Annotated in this window: 10 protein-coding genes; 7 read left to right on the top strand and 3 right to left on the bottom strand. The window is 45.1% G+C overall.

The features are described 5' to 3' along the window. From LDL18_RS03035 to LDL18_RS03050, 4 genes are all read left to right on the top strand, one after another. Positions 1 to 467: enolase C-terminal domain-like protein (locus tag LDL18_RS03035; RefSeq protein ID WP_296506936.1), on the top strand; the 467-nt coding region annotated here is incomplete at its 5' end. Positions 468 to 477: 10 nt separating this feature from the next. Beyond that, complete coding sequence (locus LDL18_RS03040) at positions 478 to 1,134, top strand: DUF1847 domain-containing protein (RefSeq protein ID WP_296506937.1); 657 nt, start codon at positions 478 to 480, stop codon at positions 1,132 to 1,134. Positions 1,135 to 1,347: 213 nt separating this feature from the next. Next, complete coding sequence (guaA, locus tag LDL18_RS03045) at positions 1,348 to 2,928, top strand: glutamine-hydrolyzing GMP synthase (RefSeq protein WP_296506938.1); 1,581 nt, start codon at positions 1,348 to 1,350, stop codon at positions 2,926 to 2,928. A gap of 280 nt (positions 2,929 to 3,208) precedes the next feature. Next, positions 3,209 to 3,373, top strand: coding sequence for a hypothetical protein (locus LDL18_RS03050; protein WP_296506939.1), 165 nt, complete (start codon positions 3,209 to 3,211; stop codon positions 3,371 to 3,373). Between the two features lie 116 nt (positions 3,374 to 3,489). Here the strand turns inward: LDL18_RS03050 and LDL18_RS03055 are convergent, their stop codons facing one another. Both LDL18_RS03055 and LDL18_RS03060 read right to left on the bottom strand, forming a co-directional pair. After that, the gene (locus LDL18_RS03055) at positions 3,490 to 3,798 is read right to left on the bottom strand and encodes a hypothetical protein (RefSeq protein WP_296506940.1); all 309 of its coding nucleotides are present in this window, start codon (positions 3,796 to 3,798) and stop codon (positions 3,490 to 3,492) included. 1,163 nt (positions 3,799 to 4,961) lie between these two features. Beyond that, positions 4,962 to 6,005 carry a hypothetical protein gene (locus LDL18_RS03060; protein ID WP_296506941.1) on the bottom strand — a complete coding sequence of 348 codons (1,044 nt, stop codon included), beginning with the start codon at positions 6,003 to 6,005 and terminating at the stop codon, positions 4,962 to 4,964. A gap of 241 nt (positions 6,006 to 6,246) precedes the next feature. On the opposite strand from LDL18_RS03060, the gene LDL18_RS03065 reads away from it, so the two are divergent. After that, on the top strand, positions 6,247 to 6,495 hold the full coding sequence (locus LDL18_RS03065; RefSeq protein WP_296506942.1) for an acyl carrier protein: 249 nt from the start codon (positions 6,247 to 6,249) through the stop codon (positions 6,493 to 6,495). A 119-nt stretch (positions 6,496 to 6,614) separates the two neighbouring features. Beyond that, positions 6,615 to 7,769 (top strand): aminotransferase class I/II-fold pyridoxal phosphate-dependent enzyme, encoded by a 1,155-nt coding sequence (locus LDL18_RS03070; RefSeq protein ID WP_296506945.1) that lies wholly within the window; start codon positions 6,615 to 6,617, stop codon positions 7,767 to 7,769. Positions 7,770 to 7,905: 136 nt separating this feature from the next. Here LDL18_RS03070 and cobA read toward each other — a convergent pair whose 3' ends face one another. Next, positions 7,906 to 8,772: a uroporphyrinogen-III C-methyltransferase gene (gene cobA / locus LDL18_RS03075; protein WP_296506943.1), complete on the bottom strand. Its 867-nt coding sequence runs from the start codon at positions 8,770 to 8,772 to the stop codon at positions 7,906 to 7,908. Positions 8,773 to 9,004: 232 nt separating this feature from the next. Between cobA and LDL18_RS03080 the strand changes: the two genes are divergently transcribed. Next, the coding region (locus tag LDL18_RS03080; RefSeq protein ID WP_296506944.1) for an aldehyde dehydrogenase family protein at positions 9,005 to 10,000 on the top strand (996 nt) is incomplete at its 3' end.

The following is a 10,000-nucleotide window of genomic DNA, read 5'->3' on the forward strand; positions in this document are numbered from 1 at the left end:
TTTATGAAGAAATTAACACCCCTCTCAATCCTCGTCTTTTGAAAGAAGCCAAAAGAAAGATAGATATTCCTTTGGCATCAGGTGAAAGAATTTATTCTCGCTGGGGATTTTTGCCTTTCCTTGAAGACCGCTCAATCGATGTTATTCAACCTGATTTGGGAACTTGTGGGGGATTCACTGAATTTAAAAAAATTGCCGATATGGCACATATTTTTGAAGTCACGGTACAAGCCCATGTTGCTGGCACCGGCGTTGCCGAAGCCGCCTCTTTGCATGCAGAAATTGCTATCCCGAATTTTTGTATTCATGAGCATCACCAAAAGACTTTGCTGCCTGAATATGAAGAGCTTTGTGTGCACAATTACCAACCTGTCAAAGGCCGCTATAAAGTACCAGAATTGCCGGGTATCGGACAGGATATCACGGAAAATCTATATCAGATTTCCGACTATGTCAGCATAGCCTAGGAGCAGGAAAATGGCGAATAAAGCTGGAAAGGATAGTTTGAGCTGCACTAATTGCGCGGTTAACACCTGCAAAAAAGAAGCTGGAAAGTATCCCGAATTTTGTCCGACCGTCAGCCTGTCAGATCAGGAAATAGACGATATTATAGAGCTTTATAGCCATGACCATGAAGTTCGCAGGCTGGCTGTGGCTGGGTCGGAAGTCGAAGGCGCATTCTATGGCAAATATACCCGTGTTGAAGAGGTTATGGAATTTGCGCGCAGGATCAATGCCAAAAAAATCGGGATTGCGACCTGTATTGGTCTTATAGAAGAAAGCCGCATCTTTGCGCGTATTTTGAAAGCCAAGGGATTTGAGGCTTTTGGAGTGGCTTGCAAAGTAGGTGCTGTCGAGAAGACCAAGATAAATATTGAACTGCAATATTTGCGGCAGCCTTTTGAACGGATATGCAATCCGGTCTGGCAAGCAAAATTGCTCAACAAACAAAAAACCGAACTGAATGTTGTCATGGGATTATGCGTTGGACATGATAGTTTATTCTATCGTTATTCCGAAGCCCCAGCGACAACTTTGGTCACAAAAGACCGGATAACTGGGCATAACCCGATTGCGCCTCTACAGGGGGTGAAGACCTATTACAGCCATTTGTTAAAAACAGAAAAAGATTAAAATAATGATAGGCTTCTTTCTGTCTCTTCTGGAAAGAAGGAGCAGAAGGAAGCCTTGATAAATAAAAAACTATAATCGTATCGTCTTGAGACATCTTTAAAAAAGATTGAATCTGAAAGTCCTATCAAAAAAATGGCCTGATTAAGGATAGGAAGTGATCTTCTGGCATGAAGCATCTGGACAGGAGCGTTTAACCCCCTTATCGAAAGCGCTATGTCCGTTTCTTCAATCGCCGATAAAATTGTTTCTGAATCGATTCTCATTGTCGATTTCGGAAGCCAAGTCACTCAGCTTATCGCTCGCCGTGTCCGTGAAGCCGGTGTATATAGCGAAATCGTCCCTTTTAACCGTGCGGAAGAGGCTTTTCAGCGCTTGCAGCCGAAAGGGATCATCCTTTCGGGCAGTCCGGCTTCTGTTGTCGCAGGAGGCAGTCCGCGCGCACCGGAATCCTTTTTTAAGGCCGGTATCCCGATTTTCGGTATCTGCTATGGGCAGCAGGTCATGTGCCATCAGTTAGGCGGAAAAGTGACCGCTAATGATGTCGATGGCGAATTTGGCCGCGCCTTTATTGATGTGATCGCGCCCTCCCCTCTGTTTGAAAATTTGTGGAAGGTCGGCGAAAAGCATCAAGTATGGATGAGCCATGCCGATCGGGTCGAGGCTTTGCCTGAAGGCTTTAAGCCGATTGCGGTTTCTGATGGTGCGCCTTTTGCTTTAATCGCTGATGAAAAGCGCCGTTTTTATGGTATGCAATTTCATCCTGAAGTGGTGCATACCCCCGATGGTGCAAAGCTGATCGCTCATTTCGTTCATGAGATTTGCGGCTTGGCCGGTGATTGGACAATGGCGGAGTTCCGTCAGACGAAAATCGCTGAAATCAAAAAACAGGTTGGCGATGGGCGCGTTATTTGCGGTTTGTCGGGCGGCGTTGATTCTTCTGTGACCGCTGTTTTGGTGCATGAAGCCATTGGCGACCAGTTGACTTGCGTTTTTGTCGATCATGGTTTGATGCGTCAGGGGGAAGCCGAGCAGGTCGTTTCCCTGTTCCGTGAGCATTACGGTATCAAGCTGGTTCACGTGAATGCCGAAGACCGCTTCTTGGCTGGCTTAAAGGGTGTAACTGATCCCGAAACCAAGCGGAAATTTATCGGTAAAACTTTTATCGAAATTTTTGAAGAAGAAGCCAAGAAAATCGGTGGTGCCGACTTCCTTGCCCAAGGCACCCTTTATCCCGATGTGATTGAAAGTGTCAGTTTCCTAGGGGGCCCTTCGGTAACGATTAAAAGCCATCACAATGTTGGCGGCTTGCCAGAACGCATGAATATGAAGCTGGTCGAGCCGCTTCGTGAATTATTCAAGGATGAAGTCCGCGATTTGGGTCGTGAACTCGGTATGCCAGATGTTTTCGTTGATCGGCATCCTTTCCCCGGCCCTGGTTTGGCTATTCGTATTCCCGGTGAAGTGACAAAAGAACGCTGTGATATCCTGCGTAAGGCAGATGCGGTTTATCTGGAAGAAATCCGCAATGCCGGTTTGTATAATGCAATCTGGCAGGCTTTTGCGGTGTTGTTGCCAGTCAGAACCGTAGGTGTGATGGGTGACGGCAGAACGTACGATTCCGTTTGTGCCTTGCGGGCGGTGACTTCGACGGACGGAATGACCGCTGAAATTTATCCTTTCCAGCCGGAATTTCTAGCCAATGTCGCAACCCGTATTGTGAATGAGGTCAGAGGTATTAACCGTGTGACCTATGATTTCACCTCCAAGCCACCCGGAACGATTGAATGGGAATGATCCCGCGTCTGGCATAGGGTGGCACCACCCAGTGTGAAAATGCATGAAAGCCCGCAGAAATGCGGGCTTTTTTTAGTCCAGCATTAGTCTGGCCACAAACGGGATTGCCTCTTGCCTCATATCATAACCACCGGCACAATCTGAATTGATGCCAATGACGGTATTCTCTTTTATCCTTAAGACGTTCATTGAATCGGCTTTAAGAATTTTCATCACCGACCGTCAGTATCCATGAGATAGGTCGAGATAACCAGTAAGGATGATAACAGGCGGCCTTCGCGTGCGAAGCTTTCGCGCCTTATCCCCTCCCTATCGTCACAAAATCATTTTTGATGACATCGTCTTTGCTTTTTTCATCAGGATATGCCGGAATGCTATTCCTATCGAGCCGATGCCTATACCGCCCAGTAGGGAAAACGCGTTATTGCCTTCGGCTTTGTCCTAGCTTTTGGCGTTACCACCACCTGAACAGGCTGTAATCTATTGAGCAAGTTAAAAAGGATCCCAGTTTGCTGCCTCCATTTCGAGCCTGATATCATGCTGCGCATGAAGGATAAGGTGTTAGAGATAATAACTGTAAATAATAAGGGCAATTCCGCCGATGACCGCCATGACAGACCATCCTGTCATCCCGATCCCTAGAAAGCTATGTTCTGTTTTAGACCAAATTTTTTTAAAGAGTCTTGCCATAAACAGATTTACAACCGCGCCGAATAGTAGCCCTATACCATCGGCCATATAAGCGGCCGGATGCAAGGCCATACTCTGCAAAAAAATCGGCCGAAGAAGAAATGTTGCGCCCAGCATAGCGGCAATCAATAGGAAGACAGAAACCATACCTAACCCTGACCAACGGGCAATCACAATCATTTTTAAAGTTCCTTGCTCATTTAGCTGTAATAAGAGCGCGCATAGTCGCGTAAAATCTTTTTTCTTGCAAATATGCATCGAGTAATTTTTTGAAAAAAGAAGCGTTTTTTGGGGTGGCTTCTCGATGGACTTTTTACTGAAGAGAGAATGTCTTCTGCCAAAAAAAGGAAAGCAAGGCGATTAAATTCTATGGCGGACTTCATCTGAGTGTTGGCAGTCTTGGAGAGAAGAGAATCTCTGTCTCGAACGCGATTGTAACAAGCGTCTATTCTGCCTGAGCTATCTTTTCTGACAGAGACTACCCTTTTTTTTAACCACATCGTCTAGTGAATTACTTTTAAAAAAGCATTTTGTTCTTGTCTGATATTTCTTGAAGGATGGGTGTCAGGCTCATCTTCTATAGAAGATCAAGGCTCAATCAATGTGGACTCATGAGGGGCTTCGGTAGATGCGGCCTGAATCCCAGCTGATAAATGAGAAAAACTAAAACAGACAGCTAATTAGGTGATTCCATTATGCCATGCTGTAAAGCTCCAGCTGTGCTTAAAACAAATCTGAGCATTTCTTTGCACATTTATTAGATGAACACAGCACAGTATCTTGTAATAAATTATCTAAATTAGGTGTAATATCAATAATTACACCCTTATGATCAATAAAAATCAAAAATATTGATGAGACATGCACCCAGTAAATTAAATAAATAATTAGTATATTATACCGTTTTATCGATGTAAAATAATAGTATTTTTATACTTAAACGATCATTTAAAAATAAATGATATATTATATAATAATTTTAATATTATTGCCTTATACATAAAGATGAATTTATTATTTCAATAAAAGCAATATTCCGTATATTATTAAAACATGATTTTGAGAATAAATTCGCATTTACTGGAATAGATACGGGTATGCTACCCGAGTTACCAATTACAATTTTAGAAAAAGATAACAAGCGGTTGGTTAATTTTGGAGAGTTAAAGACAGCTAGCCTGTTTGTATAGTTTGCTGATCTTATGAGTGGTGAATACCAATATCACAAAGCTTTATAGAAGTTTTCTTAAATATTTTTTCTTATTAAGAAAAAGCCCGCATGAAGCGGGCTTTTTTAGTAGAGAGGGTTTTATTGAAAAGCCTATTTTTGTCCATGCTGGCTTTTAAAGGGCGCGCATGACGAGGCTGATTGAGGCCGCGAGATAGGGAATCATGGCATCCATCGCCATATCAGAAAGCTGGATAAAGACGCGGCGACCATCGCGAGGATCGGCGATACGGACAAAGATTTTTTCTTCCGTCAATGATTTGATCCAACGTAGCGCCGTTGTTGGCGGCACAGCAGAAGCAATGCACAGGCTGGAAACCGAGACTTGGCGGCCTTCCAATCGGGCAGCCGTTAAGTCAAGCAGCATATCCCAAGCTGGATCCGCAAAAAGCGAAGCCGAGAAATACTGATCCCGCAAGCGGCGTGAACGAATAATAGCCCGAACCACAGCGGCATTGATATTGATCTTTTTCTGTTCGGGTTGTGCTTCGGTCGTGACCACCCCATGACTACGGCTTTCCCCGTTAAAAGAGGATGGCAGCGCGTAATTCATCTTGGCATTTTCTTCACTGGACAATGATTCCAGCATTCTGGCAATGCGGCTGACTTCTTCGCTGATCGTTTTTAATGGCGGTCTTCTTGTGTCGGAAACCACATCATGCAGCGTTAAAGAAAGAGGACGAACCGCCTTCTTTAAGGCAGGTAGCCAGCTTTTTTCATCGCCGCTGACAAGTAACTGCACATCCGTTTCGAAGAAGCGGTTATAAGCCATATCAACAAACGCTAAGGGAATATTCAGAACCACCCCGATAACATCATAGGATAATCTGGCGAGAATGGCATCCATCAATTCATCGGCCAGTTTTTCATCTTGAAGCGATGTCATATCAAGCAAAATAGCATCCCCCGCCATGCCATTTCGCAAAACTTCTACCGCTTCATTGATCGGAAATAAACGGGTTGTAAAACCCATATGAGTAACGGAATCTTCCAGTTCCATTTGCCGTTCGGCATCCGAGGCAATTACCAAAATCTGGGGTGCCGTTTTATAAAGCAAAGCGCCTTGGTTTTTTGGGACATTTCCCAGATTATAAAAAGAAGGATTGGTGCTTGCTGATTTTTCCAGTCCCACCATCGCGTATACTCCCTGTTTAGACATGCTCTCGCTATTACTCGTGATGTCGATGTCTGTAGGCTATCTTCTCTGTCAAAGCGGAGCATTCCTAGATTAACCACCTCCATAACGGAGACATATTTTTGCCCATGTTCGCGCCTTATATGTGGAGCATACCCACGGGGGTGATGTTTTTCCCGAATAAAGACGGGAAAAAAAAATATTTTCGTTTAATAGCTTTAATTACGTAACAAATGCGCTTTTGTTGAGTGAAGGGATATCAATTATGACTGAAAATAAGGCTATTTGGCAGCAGACTGTCGCGCTTATCGAACCGTTCAACAAAAAAGCGGTTCCTTTGACCGCAGAGACCAGCTTTGCGACTGGCCTTGAATGGGACAGTTTGACGGTTATGGATTTCGTTGCTGCGGTTGAAGACGAGTTCGATATTTCGATTTCGATGAACTTGCAGGCCGAAATTGAAACGGTCGGCCAGCTTGTGGCGGTGATTGAAAAGCTGGTAAACGAAAAATAATCGATATTCCCGAAGAGATAGGCGGTTGATACCGTCTGAAAAGAATTAAGTATTGAAAGTATGTGCAGGTGACTGATCTTTTTTCAAAATTCGATCCGCTGATTGCTATCCGCAAGGAAATGTTAAGTCATGGCGGACGTGATCCTTTTTCCGTGGTAATGGAAAAGGTATTATCCCCGACAAAGGCCATTATTAAAGGGAAGCCGGTTATTTTGCTGGGCACCTATAACTATATGGGGATGACGTTTGATCCTGATGTGATTGCTGCCGGTGAAAAAGCATTAAAAGAATTTGGCGCAGGCACCACCGGTTCACGCGTTTTAAACGGCACCTATCAAGGACATAAGGCTTGTGAAGAAGCCTTGAAAGACTATTACGGCATGGAACATGCCATGGTCTTTTCAACCGGATATCAGGCCAATCTTGGCATGATTTCGACTTTGGCCGGTAAAGGCGAATATGTCATCATCGATGCAGATAGCCATGCGTCGATTTATGATGGTTGTCGTCTTGGCAATGCAGAAATCATCCGTTTTCGTCATAATTCTCCTGAAGATCTTGACCGTCGCCTTGCCCGCTTACCAAAAGACGCTGGAAAACTCGTTGTTTTGGAAGGCGTTTATTCAATGCTGGGCGATATTGCGCCTTTGGCAGAGATGGTGGCGATTGCCAAAAAGCATGATGCCTTGATTCTTGATGATGAAGCGCATGGTATGGGATTCTTTGGTAAGAATGGCCGTGGTGTCTTTGAAGAATTGGGTCTGGACGGTCAGATTGACTTTATTGTCGGCACTTTTTCAAAATCAGTCGGCACTGTTGGTGGTTTCTGTGTTTCCAACCATCCTCAATTTGAAGTGCTGCGTCTGGTATGTCGTCCTTATGTCTTTACGGCTTCTTTGCCACCAAGCGTCGTTGCCACCGCAGAAGCCTCTATCCGCAAACTTCAAAAGGCCAATGACAAACGCGAACATCTGTGGAAAAATTCCCGCCGTTTGCATAGTGGTTTGAAGGAAATGGGTTTTACTCTGGGAACGGAAACCGCCCAATCAGCCATTATTGCGGTCATCCTGCCGGATCAAGAACAAGCCGTTGCCATGTGGCAAAATCTGCTTGAGCTGGGTCTTTATGTCAATCTGGCACGCCCACCTGCGACGCCCGCTGGCATGTTCTTGCTGCGTTGTTCGCTTTGTGCCGAGCATAGTGATGATGAGGTCACGGAAATTCTGGCGATATTTAAAAAAGCCGGTCAGGCAACCGGTGTTTTGGCGGCCTGATTTTTCTGATGACACCAAAAATCTTCCGGTCAAAAGACTTGGCCGGAAGATTTTTTATAAAGTGATTATTAAAGCCTTGTTTTGAATTTTTAATAAAGGCGTGAACGTCTGATTTTCTGATAAAAAGAAAAAGCCTTTAGTCGGCCATAGCGTCTAGTTCTTCGTAATCCTGATGCAGTGTATTTTTAGGTTTGGCGAATAAAGCGACATCCCCGACGATCAAAATAGCGGGCCCGATAACCTTTTCATTTTGAATCGTATTTTCAAGATTGATAAGCACAGAGCGTATAATCCGGCTGTCCTTGCAAGTCCCGCGTTCGATAATCACGACGGGGATATGACTGTCTATGCCTTCATGGATCAAGCATTGCGTGATAAAACGCGCTTTTTTGATGTCCATATAAACGACCAAGGTATGCCCCGATCCAGCAAGGCCTTTCCAATTCACCGAAGAAGCGGTTTCCTGTTCCGGTGTCGAAACAAAGCTAACGACATCGGATAACCCCCGATGAGTCAGTGGTAACATCGCATCAGCCGCACAACCTAAAGCCGCAGAAACCCCCGGAACGACCTCTACCGGCATACCGGCTGCCCGAACGGCCTCAACCTCTTCCCCGCCCCGACCAAAAACAAAGGGGTCACCGCCTTTCAGGCGAACCACAATTGAACCGGTTCGGACATGCGCAATCACTAAGGCATTGATTTCGCCCTGTGTTAAAGGTTGCCGTTCGTTCTTTTCCCCTTCACTATCGGAGCAGACCGAAATTGCCTGTGCTGTTTTCGGGATATAGGCAAGAATACCTTCGTCTATTTCTGCATCATAGACCACAACATCCGCTTGCCGAAGCACATCAACAGCACGCAAGGTCAGTAGTTCGGGGTTGCCAGGGCCGGCACCCACAAGAATAACCCGCCCTCGGGCATCTGGATCGAGCAAACTAGTCATAACACTATCTTTTTGTCTGTTTTTACGACCTTTGGGCAAATCATCTTTGCTTTCCATGCCGTTAGGGAAACTTTACGCCTTGGGCAGGCAAGATGAATGATGGGGTGGCCAGTCGGGAAAAACAATCATCCTTCCTAAAATTTATTACCGTTGTTTACTCCGGAATAAATCCAAAGCTTTATTGATTGTCTGATTTTCTGCTTTGCGATAGCCTGAACAAAAGCATTCGAGCGTTCTTTTCAGTGAAGAACAAGGCTTTTAAGAAAAAATGAGGAAGAGGGGGTATAAAATGTCAGAGATAATTATTTCGACTGATCCGGTGACGGGTCAAATATTATGGCAAGGTTCAGTGGGAGATGTCGATCAGGCGGTCAGCCGCGCCCGTTCTGTTTTAAGCGGATGGGCGAAAACCACTTTAGAAGATCGAATTGTTATTTTAGAGCGTTTTGCCGCTATCATTCGTGAAAAAGCAGATGTTTTTGGGACAATCATTGCCAAAGAAACCGGCAAGCCTTTTTGGGAAGCAAAAACAGAAGCCCAGATCGTTGCCAATAAGGTCGATATATCTGTTTTAGCCTATAAAGACCGAAGTTACCCGGTCGCTTTGCCGGATATCGCGCCCAATATTAAAAGCGGAATTACTTATAAGCCGCATGGTGTTTTAGCGGTATTAGGCCCGTTTAATTTTCCGGCGCATCTGCCCAATGGTCACATTGTTCCGGCCTTGATTGCCGGTAATGTCATTATTTTCAAGCCATCGGAAAAAACGCCTGCCTCCGGCGAATTTTTAGTGCAATGTTATCATGAAGCCGGTGTGCCAAAAGAGGTCGTTCAATTACTGATCGGTGGACGATCTGAAGGTGAAGCCTTGAGCCGCCATCATGGTATTGATGGCTTGTTATTTACCGGATCTTCACAAGGCGGTGTTGCTTTAAGCCGCGTTTTTGCTGAAAATCCCGGTCGGATTTTGGCTTTGGAAATGGGCGGGAATAATCCGCTGGTAATCTGGAATAGCGAGGATATTGAATCCGCAGCAGCCATTGCTGTCCAATCCGCTTATTTATCAGCGGGACAACGTTGCACCTGTGCGCGCCGGTTGATTGTAGAGGATGGCAAACATCAGCCTTTATTGGACGCTATTCAACGGTTAATTGGGCGGTTGATTATTGACCAGCCTTTTGCTGATCCCCAGCCTTTTATGGGATCGGTGATTGATAATGCCGCCGCCGATCATGCTGAAAAAGCCTATAATGATCTGGTCGCGAATGGTGCCAAAATACTCCAT

This window comes from Zymomonas sp., assembly GCF_020216885.1.
Classification (GTDB): Bacteria; Pseudomonadota; Alphaproteobacteria; order Sphingomonadales; family Sphingomonadaceae; genus Zymomonas.